The organism is Phormidium sp. CCY1219, from assembly GCF_035615515.1.
In the GTDB taxonomy this organism is placed as follows: Bacteria; Cyanobacteriota; Cyanobacteriia; order Cyanobacteriales; family Laspinemataceae; genus CCY1219.
In genome coordinates this window covers 1-17150 of the sequence record NZ_JAJENT010000825.1, presented here as the reverse complement: position 1 = coordinate 17150, position 17150 = coordinate 1, and the positions used below count along the sequence as shown (strand labels likewise).

The following is a 17150-nucleotide window of genomic DNA, read 5'->3' as shown; positions in this document are numbered from 1 at the left end:
TAATAATTAAGGAAACTTGACCGAGGGAGGGCAATACCCGAAAGGTAAATCGGCGCGATCGCGGTTCATTTATCGTCCACTTCTAAAAACGGAAGCGAATTCGGTGAGAACGGATACGATTTTTTATCAACTGTTTCAAACCTTTCCCGGTTTGGTGTTTGAACTCCTCGGGCAATCCAGCGATCGCGCCCGAGGCTATGAATTCACCTCGCGGGAAATCAAAGAACTGGCACGTCGGTTCGATGGGGTGTTGTTACCTCCGGAGAACGAACTCGACTTGCTTATCTATTTTTTGGAGGTACAATTTCAGAAAAAAGAGGATTTCTACTGGCGATTTTTGAGTGAAATCTTCGTTTATCTGGGTCAATATCAACCCCAGCAAGATTTTCAAGCCGTCGCCCTCTTTTCCTCGCGCAGTTGCGATCCGGGGGTACCGCGCCAATATCGGCGGTTTCTGCAAGGCGATCGCCCGGAGGAAACCCCCCTGTTAATCCGCGTCTATTTAGATGAACTCTCAGAACCATCCACCCTTTCTCTGGGATTGGGAATGGTGAATTTGGTGGTCAAGGATCGTCAAACCGCGATCGACCGAGCACCGCAATTAATCCAGCAAGCGCAGGAGCAACTTGCCGATGAAGCATTGAAGCAAAAAGTTGTAGGATTGATAGAGACCATCATGGTCTATAAATTACCGTATTTATCGCGACAGGAGATAGAAGCGATGTTTGGATTGCCCGAGTTAAAACAAACCCGGTACTTTCAAGAAGTCGCCGCCGAAGCTGAGGAAAAAGGCAAGCGAGAAGGCAAGCTAGAGGGTAAGCTGGAATCCGTCCCTCGGTTATTGGCGCTGGGATTGAGCGTGGAACAGGTGGCGGCGGCTTTAGAGTTGGATGTGGAGCGGGTTCTCGAAGCCGCACAAGCTTCCTCTAATCCCGATAATTCTGAATAAAATAGCCGGGAAATCGCGATCGCGCGCATTTTTATATCGGGCGATCGCCAGTCAAAGTGTGCCGCTAAAATGTGGGTACACTCAAGGGCAAGTTAGCCGATAAAACCGGATGGGGTAAGAATATTCTGGTGTCGAATAACAAACAATTGTCGCCTCGCTGAGCGAAACGGTTGACAAGTAAATTGAAAGCGGTTAAGCTAGGTCTGTAAAACCCAGCTATTTGAGGAGGCTGCAACACTATGAACGAATACACGGGGATTGCCGATTACTACGATCTGTTGATGACCAGTGGCTATTATAACCACGAAAAAATTGCCAAGCAAATCGCGGATATAGTATCCCCAGAGCAAAGCATCATTGAAATTGGCGTGGGAACGGGTTTACTGTTGGAGAAACTGTTAGAACTCGAGCCGAATTACAAATTAACCGGCATGGATCACACCGCAGCTATGTTGGAAATTGCTCAAAAGCGATTGGGCGATCGCGCCAAACTGTTTGAAGCGGATATTCTTTCGATGTCGATTTCCGATCGCTTTGATGTTGCCATTTCTAACGGCGGGTTGGGTGCTTTTGTCGATTCGGGCAACGAGTTAGACTTTTATACACATTTAACTGACGATGAAAGTAACATAAAAGCGCTGCAAAATATTGCCAACTGCCTCAACAAGGGGGGGATGTTTATTATCAACATTCAAGGCGTTCACGATAATTATGACAAACCTTTAGCGGAAGGGATTGTCTACTCTCAGGACATTGTGGAATCTACCACAAAACCAGACTGTATTGAGAAAACCTTTTACTTTAAAAAAGGCGATCGCATCTTAGCAACGCAGCAACTTATTTACCGGATTTTCCAGGGAGAGGCGATTGCAGCGCTTTTCAATAAAGCCGGGTTTAAATTGTCAGGCAAAGATAAAAGCGGGCAGTTTTTCATTGCTTCTAAAATGTAAAAACCAAGGAAATGGCTCTTAGGGCGGCGATCCGGGGTTCTGTTGGTTTTGGCGAACTGCAAAAACCCAATAAATTGCGTAAACCAGCGTAGGAGCTATCATCGCCGGAAGTGTTTCGATAACATTGTTAGACCAGTTGAGTCCAAATCGCCAGATTAAGGTAGTAGCGATCGCGACGACCATCATCGCGATCGCTACTATCGGATTGAGAGGCAACCGAAAAACCCGCACCAGCAGAAGCGGCCCAAAAGTAGACCCCAGGGTAGACCAACCCAACAGGGCTAACATAAAGACATTTTGATTGCCCGCTAAGGCGATCGCCAAAATTACGGCAGTTGCCGTCACGGTTCCGATTTTCGCCATTTTATACGAATGCGCGGCTTTGGGAAACAAATCTTGTGTCAACGCCGCCGAACAGGAGAGGATCTGGGAGTCTGTGGTGGAAATGACTGCCGCAAACAGTCCCGCTAAAATCACGCCCACCAACACGGCGGGTAACAGTTCTACTGACAGTAGAGGTAGTGCCAGTTCCGGATCTCTGCCTGCAACCATCAGTTGGGGCATCAACACCCGTGCCGTCAGCCCCACCCCGATCGCGGCTGCGGAAAAAAGCGTATAAGAGATTAAGTAGAGATTCCGAGACAATCCTATATTTTCGGCGGAGTCGATCGCCATTGCCCGGACGAGGATATGAGGTTGACCTAATACTGCCAACCCCGATGCCACCCAGCCCAAGACAAAGAAAAGCGTGCCAAACTCGAGATTGGAGGGAGAGGGATTCACGAGAAGCGGATCGATGCTTTCCAGTTGGCTCCACAGTTCCCCCACTCCGCCGCAAGCGGCAATAGAGAGAACTAACAGCCCCATCATGGCGAACATCATCACTCCCGATTGTGCCGCATCAGTCCAGATAGAGGCGCGAATGCCCCCGGAGAAACAATAGGCCACCACGATCGCCGCACCGAGAATAATCCCCCAAGAATAGTCCCAGCCGAACAGAACGTGCAGTGCTTTACTACCCGCCACCAGTTGCGCCGCAGAGTAGGTGCCGAGAAACGCCAGGGTCACGAATGCGGAGATAATAGCGATCGCCCGGTTGCCCTTTTGGTCGCCCGCGAGAAACCCACCCACAGTTTCGCAGGCGCTTTCCTCCGAGGCGACGCGCAATCGCTTGTAAACAAAGATCCAAGCCAGGGCATCTCCCAGCACCCATCCGATGGGCAACCAAGCTGCGGAAATGCCCACTTGGTAAGTATAACCAATTATGGCCGTGAACATGGCACCGCTGTGGGCTGTGGCGAAAGCGGAGAGAGCCGTCAGCCAGAAATTGACCGTGCGACTGGCAAGCAGATAATCCGCCGTCGTATTTGTCTTGCGGGTTGCCGAGTAAATACCGACTCCCGTAAACAGCAACAGAAACACAATGAAACTAATCGCAATCCAGATTCGATCCAGCACGGGTGTCCTCGTAAATTGTTGTACCTGCCTACCCAAACCTGCGGCAAGGAGACCCAAAAGCCTCAACCCCTGCCGAAGACGCGAGGGTGATTCTCGACTGAGCTTAACCGAGATTTCCTTAACTGTCAATCACACACAGTTGGCTGTGAAAATTACCCGCGCTGCTTGGATAACTTTTGCTTTAGAGCTAAAATTTTCTTCTCTCCCGAATGTTTTGTAAACCATGAAAATAAACAACTCATTTCATTGCAGGAGTAAGGTAAAATAGGAATTGGACAATATTTTTAGCCGTTCGGGATTTGGACAATGACCCTCAATAACCTCAAGCGATTTGGGCTGCTCTTGTGTTCGGGCCTGATGGTACTCGCCGGATTTTCCTCAGCGCCAGCTTTCGGGAGCGATTCCTCTCGCATTTCACAATTAGAAGCGGAAATTTTTACCCTGCGCTCGCAACTGAATCGACTGGAAAACGAAGTGTCGCGACTGCGCCGACAACGGCAGTTTACCCCCCAGATTTCGGCTTCCGAACCCACACCAGAACCCGCCACCACTCCCCGACCCAGACGCCCGCAAGACCTTACCCTGGAGGAGCAATTTGATAACCTTGCCATTTTAGCGATCGAACTGAAAGAACGGCTCACCGAGGTGGAAAATCGTCTGGATGAATTAGAAACGCAAATTGCCCCTTAAACCCCCCCGGGGACGGACCACTGCCTGGGATCCAGGGAAAATTCCTCGGCGATCGCTTTGCTCAAATTCCCCATTAATGGCATAATACCCACAGAGCTGCAAAACAGTTTATCGTTCGTTTTTGTAGAGGTTGGCAAAACATGCTCTCACCCTGGACGAGTTTAGTCACCGTTTCCGCCCTGATTCTGTATTTGGTCGTCACCATTAATGTGGGCGGAGCTAGAGCAAAATACAAAGTACCCCCGCCGCAAATGACCGGGGATCCGGACTTCGAGCGGGTGTTGCGCGTGCAGCAAAATACCCTGGAACAACTGGTGATTTTCCTGCCGGCTTTATGGCTGTTTTCTGTGTTCGTCAGTCCAGTTTGGGCGGCGGGCATTGGGGCGGCTTGGGTTGTGGGACGCGCGGTGTATGCTTGGGGATATTATCAAGCTGCCGAAAAGCGCACCATTGGCTTTGGAATTGGCTCGATTACCAGTCTAGTTTTGCTGCTTGGTTCTCTAATCGGCATCGTCTGGAATCTGATTAAAACCGGCAATATCCTGTAGAATTTGGCCGCTTGGGACTCGGGGAGTTGGCTACAGAAACGTCAAACTTTTTACCTCGCGTCCTACGGATTTTTATTGCTTTTTTATCCGGATAGTTTTATGTTGCAATGTCCCGTCTGCGATACTGAATACATGGAGGGAGAAACCCAGCGCTGTTCGGTGTGCGGGTGGGACTTGATTCCCCCACCGGACAGCAAATACAGCAAAGTGGGAAAAGCTTTCCTAGAAAAACAAAAAGTTCAGCTCGACTGGGCGAGAAAAATGTGGGTACGCTATCAAGCGATCGCGCAAGAAATGCAACACTCCAACTCAATGCCACCCCGGGGCGATCGCGCAGATTTATCTGAATTAAACTGGCGCTTTGACCAGCTCAAAGCCGAATTGGACCAAGCGAAAGAAGAACGACGCTATCTCCAGTCTCAATTAGATTGGGTAATGGCTCGCCTCGACCCCATCGACTTCGAGCAAATGCAACAGGTTCTCTGGCAATTATCCGCCCAGTTTAACCCTGACGCAACACCAGACTATTCTACCACAACTGACCCTTATTCTGCCACATCGGAAACCTATTATCCCACCTCCGAGGTAGGAATAGACTACAATAATTTGATGAAATTATTGTCAAAAGGGAAATGGAAAAAAGCCGATGAAGAAACCTGGGCGCTGATGCTTAAAGCCAGCGATCGCGAAGAAGAAGGGTGGCTGAGTGTAGAGGATATCCACGCTTTTCCCCCCACGGATTTAATTGCTATCGATTGGGTGTGGGAAGAATATAGTTATGGTCAATTTGGCTTCAATATTCAGCAGCAGATTTGGGAGAGTGTAGAAGGGGATTACACGGCATTTTGCGATCGCGTGGGATGGCGGGTGCAAGGAAACTGGTTGTATTATGACGAACTGAGGTTTTCTCTGGATGCGCCGGCGGGACATTTGCCCGCGATCGGGTGGCGAAAACGCCCTTGTTACGGTGTAGGAAAAGTCACCGCACAGGAAAGTGTCACCGGTTTATTGCAATTATTTAACGCCCTTCGTTCATAACCTTTAATCCCGTTCCCAGCCCGAAGCTGGGAACGGTTTTGTGGGAAACAGTTACCCAGCTATGGGGTTAAGCTAGCCGCTTTTTGAACTTCACCCAAATTGAACAAAAATGGAACGCCAGGAGAGTCGCCTCCTAACACCAAAACGTTGGGCATTTGGGCACCGCCCTCGCGCCACGCTTCGATCGCTTCTTTTTGCAGTACCAATTGGCCCCCTTGGGCTTTCAGGGTTTCGGCTAACAGGCGCTGCGCTTCCGCCTTCCCTTGGGCGCGATTGATTTCTGCTTGCGCTTCTTGTTCCGCTTCCCGGGCAATATAAACCGCTCTTTGTGCCCGTTGTTCGGCAATTTGCTTGTCTTCAACCGCGTTTGCAAACTCGGTAGAAAAATTCAAATCGATCACACTGGTATCGAGTACGATTACCGCATATTTTTTCAAGCGCTCGCTCAACGCCATATCGAAATCTTGCTTCAATTCATTCCGTTTCGTGATCGATTCTTCTGCAGTTCTTCTGGCTGCCGCTATTTTAAAAGATTCCTGGGTTTGTGGCGCGATAATTTTCGACACCAGATTTTCCAGGGTTCCTTGAGTTCTGCGAACATTCACCACCTGGGTCGGATCCAGGCGAAAGTTAATCGCAAATCGCGCCGTGAGATCTTGTAAATCTCGGGTGGCACTCTGCGCGGGCACCTCAAACTTTTGCACCGTCACATCATAAACATCCACTTTGGAAATCAAAGGCGGCTTGATGTGGATACCTTCGAGTAACGCGCCATCCCGGGCTTTCCCCAGGATGCTGATTACGCCGGCTTCCCCGGGGTTGATAATCACAAACGAACTCGAGGCGACGAGGATCAGTACCGCCAGTACAATCCCGCCCAAAATCGCTTGCCAACTCTGCCCGTACTTACTCTTCAAGCTGTAATCTCCTTTGCGTGTTTACTTTGGCTGCTCCTTCTAGACTAGCAGAGTATCTCCTCGGAAGGCACTGCCCATCTGCACCCCTGGATATTCTAGCATTCGAAATTTTAAATCACTCTCCCCATCGGCGATCGCATTTTATTATTTTTTAGGGCATAAGCGATTAGCCATTGAATTGGGTGACAGCTTACGCTTATTAGAATACCGATTCCTGGGGAACTCGCCGCCAAAGTTTGATTCATTTTTTCTTGCTTTTCGCACCGTTTGTCTTGTTATCTGTGGCGATTTCTAGTTACGGTATCCCGTCACAAGATACCCATCCCATTCCCGGGTTACTGGGGTGAGTTTTCCTGTCTGTGGGCGTTCCTTTTTTCGGGGTCTCACCAGTGCGCCACTGGTGCAAAAATAGTGGGGTAACAGGGGAGTTTCCCCATAGCCATCATCCCTCGCTCTTAAGTAAAATTGTTTTTTAAATAACATCATTGCCCCGGGAGACCACTGCAGCGCCCCGGAAAGGCGATCGCCAGTCTGTGTCCCCACCCGCCGCTTTCCCGGGGACAGGTGAGGCAAACCGCCCTAACCGCCATTGCGAAATATTTGTTAACACTAAAAGCAGAACAGACAAGTGCGTAGATAACCATGACCGAAAAAAATCAGGCCAAATGGGATGCAGGCAGGTTCTTCAAAACCCTGTCTTATTTCGGGATTATTCCCTTTCTCGGAAACATTCGCTGGTTGCAAAAACTGCTAACTGGCGGTAAAAATACAGTCAGCACCCCGGAAACCCCGGGGGTGATTCTGGTGGCGGGTGCCACTGGTGGCGTGGGTAAGCGCGTGGTGCGAAAACTCCAACAACGGGGCTATCAAGTGCGATCGCTGGTCAGAGATGCGCGGCGCGGGCGGGAAATCCTCGGCGATCGGGTGGATTTGGTGGAAGCAGATATCACCCTCCCCGAAACCCTGAGCGATCGCCTCCTCAAAGATGTGAAAGCGGTGATTTCTTGCATCGGAACCCGCGTGCAACCGGTGGAAGGCGATACCCCCACTCGGGAAAAATACTATCAAGGCATCAAGTTTTATCTCCCCGAAGTGGTGGATACTCCGGAAATGGTAGAATACCACGGCATTCAAAACCTCTTAGATGCCACTCGCTCTCAACTCTCCCGCTTCGGCAATCCAGATGAAAAAATTATCTTTGACTTTAGAAAACCCACCCAAGATTTAAAAGAAACTTGGGGTGCGTTAGATGATATCGTCATGGGTGGCGCAAGCGAAAGTACCGTGCGATTGGTGGATGAAACCGCCTTTTTCTCCGGGTATGTTTCCACTGCCAATTCCGGCGGGTTTGCCTCGGTTCGCACCCGCAATTTCGAGCCACCATTGGATTTATCCGACTACGAAGGCATCGATTTGCGCGTGAAAGGTGATGGCAAGCGCTATAAATTTATCCTTCGCACGGATCCGAAATGGGATAGCGTTTCTTACTGCTATTCTTTCGATACGGTTCCCAATATTTGGTTTACGGTTCGCATTCCTTTTTCGGAATTTATCCCGGTCTTTCGGGCAAAAACCTTACAAGATGCCGGCCCGTTAGACTCCTCTCAAATTCGCTCGGTGCAAATCATGCTGAGTAAGTTTGAATACGATGGGGAACTCAATCAGAATTTTAAACCGGGCGTGTTTCAATTGCAAATCGAATCGATGAAAGCCTATGGCGGGCAAAAATTACCTCGGTTCGTTCACGTGAGTTCGGCGGGGGTGACTCGTCCGGGTCGTCCGGGACTGAATTTAGAAGAAGAACCGCCAGCGGTGAGAATGAATGACCAATTAGGCGGGATTTTAACCTGGAAATTGCGCGGGGAAGAGGCGATTCGCTCGAGTGGGATTCCCTACACGATCGTCCGCCCTTGTGCCCTGACGGAAGAACCGGGCACTCAGCGGTTAACCTTCGAGCGAGGGGATACGATTAAGGGGAAAGTGAATCGCGAAGATATCGCCGAATTGTGCGTGCAAGCGTTAGACATTCCCGCTGCTTGCAATGTGACCTTTGAGGTGAAAGAAGGCGATAGCGGTCATCCGCCGGGGGATTGGACGGGTCTATTTTCCGACCTGCAACGCGATCGCGAGTTGGTCTCTTAGCCATTAAGCGAACGATTTTACCTCACTTGCGGGACAGTATCGCAAGTGAGGTAACTGCTTTTTGCCTCCCTCGCACTTCTCCGGGCGCGGGATTTGGGTCATTTTCCTTTGGGGACTCTGGAGGCGGAGCCTCCGAGGGGGCGTTCCCAGGCTGAGCCTGGGAACGAGTTTAACGAGTTTATATATGAGGGGGGTTCCCAGGCGGTCGCCTGACCTGGAGGCGGAGCCTCCGAGGGGGCGTTCCCAGGCTGAGCCTGGGAACGAGTTTAACGAGTTTATATATCAGTTTAATTTTATACATATAGGCGGTTTCTCACAGTAAGGCTGCCAAGCCACAAAAGTAGCATTTGTAACATCCCAAGCGCGATCGCGGTGGGTGCAAAATTCCTGCAAGCCCGATCGCTTTTCCCGCGATCGAGACTAGCATCGCAACATTTGTTTACACGCTGGCCTAGAGTAAATCCGCCTGCGGGGGGATGTTTTTCCGGCAAAATCGAACAATCCTAACTAAAGGAGGAGCAGAACTCGCGCCGAGACTTCTGCTATTCCCGCTTCGGTTTTTCCCGTGGCGCTTTTTCCATAGATTGATAACGAGCGAGGTAGCTACGATGTTACAAAATGCACAAAGCCTGCTGGAACTGGAGGTGGGGTCATTTTTGGCCCAAGTTCCAGTGGAGGTGGTACCGGAAACCCCAGAAAAAACCTCGGTCTTATTTGAAGGGCCGCAATTTTTTGTGGCCTTAATTGCCGGGGTTGTTTTGGCGTTTGGGTTTCAACTGTTGCTGACGAATCTTTCCGTCGCCACTGGGATTTCTGCCCTTGGGGGCAACTCCAAGTCAAATCAGCAATCAAATAACCAAAATCAGTCCAATAACCCGAATCAATCCAACCAAACCATTGGCGGGACGATTCGCAAAATCGAGACCGCCGTGGGGGCGTGGACCCTAATCACCGTCACCATCGCCTTATTTTGCGCCGCATTACTAGCCGTCAAACTCAGCTTGATCGTCAGTATCGGGTTGGGTGCGATTGTGGGTTTGGTGATTTGGGGGACATACTTTTCCCTGCTGGTGTGGGTGAGTTCCACCACAGTGGGGTCGTTAGTGGGTTCGGTGGTGAATACCGCCACCTCGGGCTTTCAAGCGATTGTGGGCACCGCAACCGGGGCGATCGGTGCCAAAGCCGCATCCCATCAAATGGTCGCCACGGCGGAAGCGGCTGCATCGGCGGTTCGTCGGGAAATCGGTTCGGCGATCGATCCGGCGGAAATTCGCGAAAACCTGGAAGATTACATTGCCAGTTTAAAACCCGCCGCCCTCGACGTGGGAAACATCCGCCAAGAATTTGAAAGCTTGCTCAACGAACCGGAATTTAAGCAAATTGCCACAGAAGGGAAACTCCCGGAACTCGATCGCCAAACCTTTGTAAATGTGGTGAGTTCCCGCAGCGATTTATCGAAACGGGATGTGAATCGGATCGCCGACCAATTGGAGAACACCTGGCATAAAGCAAAGCGCCAATTGCAGCCGCGAGATTGGATGGGAGAACTGATCGAGTATATTAAAGAAGCCTCACCGTCGGATTTAATTTCCGACAAACTCGAAGAAAAAATCGATCGCGTCATTTACGAAATGCGGGCGCGCCGCAAAGCGCAACAGCCGGGAATGATGCAGCAAGGCATGCAATTGGCATTTCACAGTGTGCTAGCTGTGGCGATGGGTCGCCAGGACCTCTCGGATTTAGATGTAGAAAAAATCACTGACAAACTGAAGGACGCGAGAGCTCGCGTCAGCGACCAAACCGATAAGGTATCGCGTCAGATTCAGGGGGAAGCAAAAGAACCCTATAGCATTTTGCGCGCCGATATCGAAAATTACGTGCTAAATAAATACTCTTGGCAAATGACGCCGGAAACGGTAAACCGGGAGTTTCGAGAAGTGCTCTACGACCCAGAAGCTTCGCCGGGATTGATTCGCGCGGAATTAGAGCGCATTCGCCGAGGAGATTTCGTTGAAATGCTGGCCTCGCGCGGGGTATTTACCCAAGCCAGAATCCAAGAAATTGCCAGCATCCTGGAAGCGGTGCGCGTGGAGGTATTATACACCGTTGCCGCTGCAGACGAGCGCATCAAAGCCGAAGAACTGCGATTTGAGGTGGAACAATACCTGCGCTACAGTCCCAAGGAAACCCTCAAACCGTCGGATATCGAGCGGGATTTCAAACATTTGCTCGAAGATCCGGATGCGGACTATCGGGAAATGCGCGATCGCTTGGCGCAGTTAGATCGCCCATTGTTTATCGATATCTTCCGCGATCGCAAAGATTTGACCCGCGATGAAGCCGCAGAAATGCTCGCCGCCCTCGATCGCACTCGCGACTTGGTATTGGAAGAGTCGAAAGGAACCCAAGAAGCGGCGCAAGCCAATATCGACATGCAGTGGAACAAGGTAGAGGATTACCTGCGCTCTACCGGAAAGGAACAACTCAGTCCCGAAGGCATCAAGCGCGATTTGCAAACCATGCTGGATAACCCGCAGGCGGGACTGTGGGCGCTCAGAGCGCGTCTGTCGCGCTTCGATCGCGATACGCTGGTGAAGCTGCTCTCGCAACGCCCGGAGTTGAGCGAAGACCAGGTGAACGAAATTGCCGATACGGTGGAACATTCTTGGTTCCGCGTGGCTCACGCACCGCAAATGTTGGCCGGGAAAGCCAAGGAGCGCTACGATCGCGCAGGCGAAGCGATCGCCGATTATCTGCGATCGACCGGGAAAGCAGAACTCAATCCGGACGGGATTCAGCGCGATTTGCAAAAACTCATGCAAGACCCGCAAGCGGGTGCTTCTGCTATTCGCGATCGCCTCGCACAGATGGATCGCGATACCTTGGTACAACTGCTCTCTCAACGGGATGACTTGAGCGAGTCGGAAGTCAATGACGCGATCGACCAAGTGCAATCTTCGATTCGTCAGGTTATCAAGGCACCTCGCCGCGTCGCGACTCGGGTGCAGCAACAAACGATGGATTTCGAGCAGGCGCTGGAAGATTACCTGCGCAACACGGGCAAAGTGGAACTCAACCCGGAAGGCATCAAGCGCGATGTGCAGTTGTTGATTGCCGATCCGCGTCTGGGGGCGAGCAATTTAGGCGATCGCCTCTCTCATATGGATCGCACCACCCTGGAAGCGTTGTTGGCGCAGCGCGATGATATCTCCGAGGCGGAAGCGAAGGAAATCGTGGATCGGATTATGGCCGTGCGCGATAAATTCGTGGCACAATTGCAGAAGGTGCAGAATCGCATTCAGTCTGCGATCGATGCTATTTTGGCTCGCATCCGCAATTATCTCAATTCTCTGGAGCGCCCGGAACTCAACTATGAGGGAATCAAGCGCGATGTTCGCACTTTGTTTGACGATCCGGAAGCGGGATTTGATGCCCTGCGCGATCGTCTCAGTCAGTTCGATCGCGATACCCTGGTGGCGATTATGAGCTCTCGCGACGATATCTCCGAAGCTGACGCCAACCGCGCGATCGACCAAATCGAAAAGGCCCGCAACAGCGTGCTGCGTCGCGCCGAACGCTTCCAAATGGAAACCCAACGCCGCCTCGAAGACCTGAAGCGAGAAGCCGAACATCAAGCGGAAGAAACCCGCAAATCCGCATCTGTTGCCGCTTGGTGGCTGTTCTTCACCGCTTTGGTTTCCGCCGCCGCCTCCGCCGGTGCCGGCGCGATCGCTGTGGCGATTTAACGTTTCCTTCTCTCTTTTCTCTTTTTCTTCCCTTATCTATCTCACCCCTCTGCAGCTACAGAGGGGTTTTTTCTTCCCGGCAAACATTGTTCTATTCTCCCCCTGATGCAAAACCCGATGCTGGCTTTTGTCAGCCGGGTTATGTATAGTTCTGCCGTCACTGCACCGTCGAAACATGAGATTGCATGACGCGCCCCCCCTCATCTAACTTTTCTGCAAGGGAGGGTTGACAGTTGAAATGCTTTCGGTGTAGACTTAAATATCGCCCTCGACCATCGATGGCGGCTAAATCGAGATCGATCCATTCTTAATGCTTTTCAGGAGTAGAAAATATGTCTGAGCTTGTCCGAATCGATTCCCAAAATTCTTTACATCCATCCAGCAAGGAACAGCCAGAGGGTCGGCTTGAATGATGAGTTTATCCGGAAATAAAACCGTACTTCCTCGGTGTTCCTTGCTCTTAACCAGCAATACACTTCGAGGAAACATCGGCAATGAACCTAAAGCAATTAGGTTGGAATTCTTTTTTTGAGGAAAATTTTGCCAGCTATCAACGGGAAGGATATCTGGCGGGGCGAGTGGCGATCGCCTATAAAAATACCTACTTTCTCTACACCGAAACGGGAGAGTTATTGGCAGAAATCGCCGGTAAGCTGCGCTATGGCGCGACGCAAAGCGAGGATTTTCCCGCCGTGGGGGATTGGGTAGCAATTCGCCCATCGCCAGGAGGGAAAAACGCGATTATCCACCATATTTTGCCGCGCCAAAGCAAATTTTCCCGCAAAGTTGCCGGGGGGAAAACGAAAGAGCAAATCGTGGCGAGTAATATCGACCGGGTGTTTATCGTGTCGGGATTGGATCGCGATTTCAATCTGCGACGGATCGAACGCTATTTGATTTTAGCCTGGGAAAGTGGTGCTAATCCGGCGATCGTGTTGAATAAAGCGGATTTGTGCGTCAGCATCGGGGAACGAATTGCGGAGGTGGAAGCGATCGCGCCGGGGGTACCGATTGTGGTCGTTAGTGCCCTGTCGGGCAGCGCCGTGGAACAATTGCACCCCTATCTGCAACCCGGAGATACTGTCGCCTTACTCGGTTCCTCGGGGGTGGGCAAGTCTACCCTCGCCAATCAGTTACTCGGAACTTTGGCGCAAAACGTGCAAGCGGTGCGCGAAAGTGACGGGAAAGGACGACATACTACCACCCATCGCGAATTGATGCGTTTACCCACAGGTGGAATGCTCATCGATACGCCGGGAATGCGCGAAATCCAAATGTGGTCGAGCGATCGCGGATTGCAAGAAACCTTTGAGGATATCGAACTTCTCGCGCAACAGTGTCGTTTTCGCGATTGCCAACACGATCGCGAACCCGGTTGTGCATTACGAGCGGCGATCGAAAACGGTACCCTAGATGAGCAGCGGTTCCTCAGCTATCAAAAGCTGCAAAAGGAACTGCACTACCTGTCTGCCAAGCAAAACCAAAATGCCTCTCTTGTCGAGAAAAAACGCTGGAAACAAATCCACAAACAGAGAAGAAAGATGGGCAAAAAGCGGTGATTTATACGTAGTTCGGCTGAGAGTGGCGAATTAAAATCGCGCCGAGGCAAAAGCTTGTGTCTGCCTAAGCGGACTAATTCTACCGAACCGACGCTCTAGGGCACCCCCCGAGGTTTGGGGGGTGCTTTTGGCAGTGGGGAAAGTAGAGGGCGCGCCTCACTTATTTCGTATCTTCCTCTTCGGCATACTCCTCAACATAGTCTTCGTCGTACTCGGCATCTCCATTGTCATCATGGGTGTGTCCCACGGAGTTGGCGGACACCACCGCACCGAGTTCCAGTTGTTCGCGCACCTTTTGCTCGATTTCTTTTGCGATTTCTGGATTGTCTTCGAGATACTGTAGGGAGTTGTCGCGCCCTTGGCCGATATTATCGCCATTGTAGCTATACCAAGCCCCCTTGCGGATAATCACGCCGGTTTCTTCCGCTAAGTCCATCACGCAACCCATATTGGAAATGCCTTTGCCGAAGAGAATGTCAAACTCGGCAATTCTAAAGGGGGGCGCGATTTTATTTTTGGCGACTTTCACTTTGGCGCGGATCCCGAATTCTGAGGATGCTTTTTTCAGGGTTTGAATCCGCCGAATGTCGAGGCGAACTGAGGCATAGAACTTCAGGGCGTTACCCCCGGTGGTGGTTTCGGGGTTGCCGTAACCGCCAATTTTTTGCCGCAACTGGTTGAGGAAAATCACGGTACAGGAAGATTTGCCGATGTTTCCGGTAATTTTCCGCAAGGCGTGACTCATCAAGCGCGCTTGCAAGCCAATCGTGGGATCCCCCATTTGTCCTTCGATTTCCGCGCGCGGTACCAGGGCCGCTACCGAGTCGATCACCACTAGATCTACTGCAGAAGAACGGACTAACTGATCGGCGATTTCCAGGGCCATTTCGCCAGTGTCGGGTTGCGAGACGAGCAGGTTTTCGATATCCACGCCTACACTGGAGGCATAGGTGGGGTCGAGGGCGTGTTCTGCGTCTACGAAAGCGGCAACGCCGCCAGATTTTTGTACTTCGGCGAGGGCGTGCAATGCTAAAGTAGTTTTACCTGCACTCTCGGGTCCGTAAATCTCGATCACCCGACCTTTGGGCAAACCCCCACCTAGGGCTAAGTCGAGGGTGAGCGCCCCGGAGGGGATCGTCTCCACTTTCATTTTGGTGGCATCTCCGAGGCGCATGATCGCCCCTTTGCCAAAGTTGCGCTCGATTTGGGAAAGCACTACTTTTAGGGCTTTTTCTCTGTCGGAGTTTACCGAGGTTTGTGTAGCCATTCTCTTAGTTGGGATTCATCTGGACTGGGCATGTTGATTATCTATTCTACATGACCGGCTCGGGGTTGGGGGGGATCTGGGACGGATAAATGTTAATTAAATCTTAAATCCGCTTGATTGGTCTGGTTTTGCGGGATAATCCGAAATGGCTAGAAGCTTGCCGGGGCAGAGGGTGTGGTAAGTTGGACGGAAGGTTCAATTGTTGAATTTAAACTGTAAAAGAGTGGCTGATGATGGATGCGATCGCCGATAACCTGATGCTGGATAATGCGTTGTCTGTGGCAGGGTTGAGTGCCTACATTAAAGATTTATTGGAACTGGACAAGCAATTGCGGCAGGTGTGGGTGATGGGGGAAGTCTCTAGCGCGCGATCGCATCGCAGTGGGTTGTTTTTTACGTTGCAAGAACCGGATGGTAGTGCGGCAATCCGCTGTGTGGTGTGGGGTTCTCAGTTGCAAAAATTGGTGCAGGTGCCGGAAATTGGGGAACAGGTGTTGGTGTTGGCTAGCATTCGCCTGTATCCGAAGCGGGGAGATTATCAGCTTAATGTGTGGCAGGCGTTTCCGGCGGGGGAAGGGTTGCAGGCCCTGCGCTATCGGCAACTGCGATCGCGTCTGGAGGCGGAGGGATTATTCCACCCGGACCGCAAGCGCCCCCTCCCGCCGCACCCGCAAACCTTGGCGGTGGTCACCTCCCCGCAAGCGGCTGCCTGGGGGGATATACAACGTACCTTGCGGCAACGGTATCCGGGGTTGCGGGTGCTGCTGTCGCCGGCGACGGTGCAAGGAGAACAAGCGCCGGCATCCATCGCCCGGGCGATCGCGCGGGTAGAAGGGGACGATCGCGCTGAGCTGTTGATTTTGGCGCGGGGTGGGGGTGCCTCTGAGGATTTGGCTTGTTTTAATGATGAAGGCGTGGTGAGAGCGATCGCCTGTTGTTCCATTCCCGTGATTACCGGCATCGGTCACCAACGGGATGAATCTTTGGCGGATTTAGTGGCCGACGTTTGTGCCCACACGCCCACAGCGGCGGCTGAAATGGCGGTGCCGGAATTAGCGAGTTTGTCCGCACAACATCAGCAACGAGTGGTTGCTTTAAAAGCGGCAGGATTGGCAAGGTTCGAGCGCGAAGCAGAGGCACTCCACATGCTGCGATCGCGCTTGGGGCGTTTACCGTTGTCCCAACACCTGCAGCAACATCGTCAAGCCCTGCACTGGCAGGAAAAACGCTTGGTGCAGGTGACTTCCGAGCAATTGCGGAACGCGCGCATGCACTGCCAAATGCTGCGGCATACACTCCACAACCTCGACCCGCAGAGGGTGCTACAACGAGGCTACGCGGTGGTGAGAACCGAATCGGGGGCGATCGCCCGCAGCAGCGCCCAGCTAGCACCCGGAGAAGCCCTCTCGCTCCAACTTGGGGAGGGTCGGGTTAAGGTGCAAATTACTGAGATTCTGGAATAAGGGCGATCGCAAACCCCCCTGCATCCCTGGTTTACTTTTTGTAATTCTTAGGGGTTGACAAAAGTAAGGCAATGTGGTAATAGGCGGAAAGAAAATCGCGATCGCCTGTGTGGAGCAAAAGCGGCGATCGGCACTGTCCTATGACTCAGAACCCAGTTCGCGCACTCGTTGTACGGATAAACCCGTGACGCCAGCAATCTGTTCGAGTGACATCCCACTCCGAACTAAATTCAGTGCCACTTGCTCTATCCCCTCCTGAAGACCCTCCTGAAGACCCTCCTGGCGACCCTCCCGGCGACCCTCCTGAAGACCCTCCTGGCGACCGAGTTCTTGACCTCTCTCTATCCCTTCGCGCAGACCCGCTTCGCGACCTTCAGCTAAAATCTCTTGATACATGGATGATTCCCGCATGATGTCCCTCCT

14 protein-coding genes and 1 pseudogene are annotated in these 17150 nt (G+C 51.8%); 9 read left to right on the top strand and 6 right to left on the bottom strand.

The annotated features are described in order from the left end of the window. Nucleotides 1-16: 16 nt before the first annotated feature. On the top strand, nucleotides 17-949 hold the full coding sequence (locus LKK83_RS25830; protein WP_324634334.1) for an Rpn family recombination-promoting nuclease/putative transposase: 933 nt from the start codon (nucleotides 17-19) through the stop codon (nucleotides 947-949). Between the two features lie 239 nt (nucleotides 950-1188). Further along, nucleotides 1189-1899 carry a class I SAM-dependent methyltransferase gene (locus tag LKK83_RS25825; protein ID WP_324634333.1) on the top strand — a complete coding sequence of 237 codons (711 nt, stop codon included), beginning with the start codon at nucleotides 1189-1191 and terminating at the stop codon, nucleotides 1897-1899. 18 nt (nucleotides 1900-1917) lie between these two features. Here the strand turns inward: LKK83_RS25825 and LKK83_RS25820 are convergent, their stop codons facing one another. Further along, entirely contained in the window at nucleotides 1918-3357 is a 1440-nt protein-coding gene (locus LKK83_RS25820; protein ID WP_324634332.1) for a sodium/proline symporter, read from the bottom strand. 306 nt (nucleotides 3358-3663) lie between these two features. On the opposite strand from LKK83_RS25820, the gene LKK83_RS25815 reads away from it, so the two are divergent. Further along, complete coding sequence (locus tag LKK83_RS25815) at nucleotides 3664-4047, top strand: hypothetical protein (RefSeq protein ID WP_324634331.1); 384 nt, start codon at nucleotides 3664-3666, stop codon at nucleotides 4045-4047. On the opposite strand, the gene LKK83_RS25810 is transcribed toward LKK83_RS25815, so the two are convergent. Continuing rightward, a complete protein-coding gene (locus LKK83_RS25810; RefSeq protein ID WP_324634329.1) occupies nucleotides 4044-4184 on the bottom strand; it encodes a hypothetical protein in 141 nt (46 codons plus the stop codon). The two genes, LKK83_RS25815 and LKK83_RS25810, sit on opposite strands and share 4 nt — an antisense overlap. Before the next feature lie 3 nt (nucleotides 4185-4187). On the opposite strand from LKK83_RS25810, the gene LKK83_RS25805 reads away from it, so the two are divergent. Both LKK83_RS25805 and LKK83_RS25800 read left to right on the top strand, forming a co-directional pair. Further along, complete coding sequence (locus LKK83_RS25805; RefSeq protein WP_324634327.1) at nucleotides 4188-4595, top strand: MAPEG family protein; 408 nt, start codon at nucleotides 4188-4190, stop codon at nucleotides 4593-4595. A 99-nt stretch (nucleotides 4596-4694) separates the two neighbouring features. Continuing rightward, nucleotides 4695-5633 (top strand): GUN4 domain-containing protein, encoded by a 939-nt coding sequence (locus LKK83_RS25800; protein WP_324634326.1) that lies wholly within the window; start codon nucleotides 4695-4697, stop codon nucleotides 5631-5633. 59 nt (nucleotides 5634-5692) lie between these two features. Here LKK83_RS25800 and LKK83_RS25795 read toward each other — a convergent pair whose 3' ends face one another. Both LKK83_RS25795 and LKK83_RS25790 read right to left on the bottom strand, forming a co-directional pair. Continuing rightward, nucleotides 5693-6550, bottom strand: a complete 858-nt coding sequence (locus LKK83_RS25795) for a prohibitin family protein (RefSeq protein WP_324634325.1) — start codon at nucleotides 6548-6550, stop codon at nucleotides 5693-5695. 291 nt (nucleotides 6551-6841) lie between these two features. Further along, nucleotides 6842-7093 carry a hypothetical protein gene (locus LKK83_RS25790; RefSeq protein ID WP_324634324.1) on the bottom strand — a complete coding sequence of 84 codons (252 nt, stop codon included), beginning with the start codon at nucleotides 7091-7093 and terminating at the stop codon, nucleotides 6842-6844. A gap of 99 nt (nucleotides 7094-7192) precedes the next feature. On the opposite strand from LKK83_RS25790, the gene LKK83_RS25785 reads away from it, so the two are divergent. The 3 genes from LKK83_RS25785 to rsgA all read left to right on the top strand — a co-directional run bounded on the left by LKK83_RS25785 (nucleotide 7193) and on the right by rsgA (nucleotide 13997). Then, nucleotides 7193-8692: a CIA30 family protein gene (locus LKK83_RS25785; RefSeq protein WP_324634323.1), complete on the top strand. Its 1500-nt coding sequence runs from the start codon at nucleotides 7193-7195 to the stop codon at nucleotides 8690-8692. A gap of 608 nt (nucleotides 8693-9300) precedes the next feature. Continuing rightward, nucleotides 9301-12438 carry an MFS transporter gene (locus LKK83_RS25780; RefSeq protein WP_324634321.1) on the top strand — a complete coding sequence of 1046 codons (3138 nt, stop codon included), beginning with the start codon at nucleotides 9301-9303 and terminating at the stop codon, nucleotides 12436-12438. Nucleotides 12439-12932: 494 nt separating this feature from the next. Beyond that, complete coding sequence (rsgA, locus tag LKK83_RS25775) at nucleotides 12933-13997, top strand: ribosome small subunit-dependent GTPase A (RefSeq protein ID WP_324634320.1); 1065 nt, start codon at nucleotides 12933-12935, stop codon at nucleotides 13995-13997. A gap of 160 nt (nucleotides 13998-14157) precedes the next feature. On the opposite strand, the gene recA is transcribed toward rsgA, so the two are convergent. Beyond that, nucleotides 14158-15264, bottom strand: coding sequence for a recombinase RecA (gene recA, locus LKK83_RS25770; protein WP_324634318.1), 1107 nt, complete (start codon nucleotides 15262-15264; stop codon nucleotides 14158-14160). A gap of 230 nt (nucleotides 15265-15494) precedes the next feature. On the opposite strand from recA, the gene xseA reads away from it, so the two are divergent. Continuing rightward, nucleotides 15495-16727 carry an exodeoxyribonuclease VII large subunit gene (xseA, locus tag LKK83_RS25765; protein ID WP_324634317.1) on the top strand — a complete coding sequence of 411 codons (1233 nt, stop codon included), beginning with the start codon at nucleotides 15495-15497 and terminating at the stop codon, nucleotides 16725-16727. A gap of 138 nt (nucleotides 16728-16865) precedes the next feature. Here xseA and LKK83_RS25760 read toward each other — a convergent pair. Next, a pseudogene (locus LKK83_RS25760) lies at nucleotides 16866-17150 on the bottom strand (hypothetical protein); the annotation flags it as partial.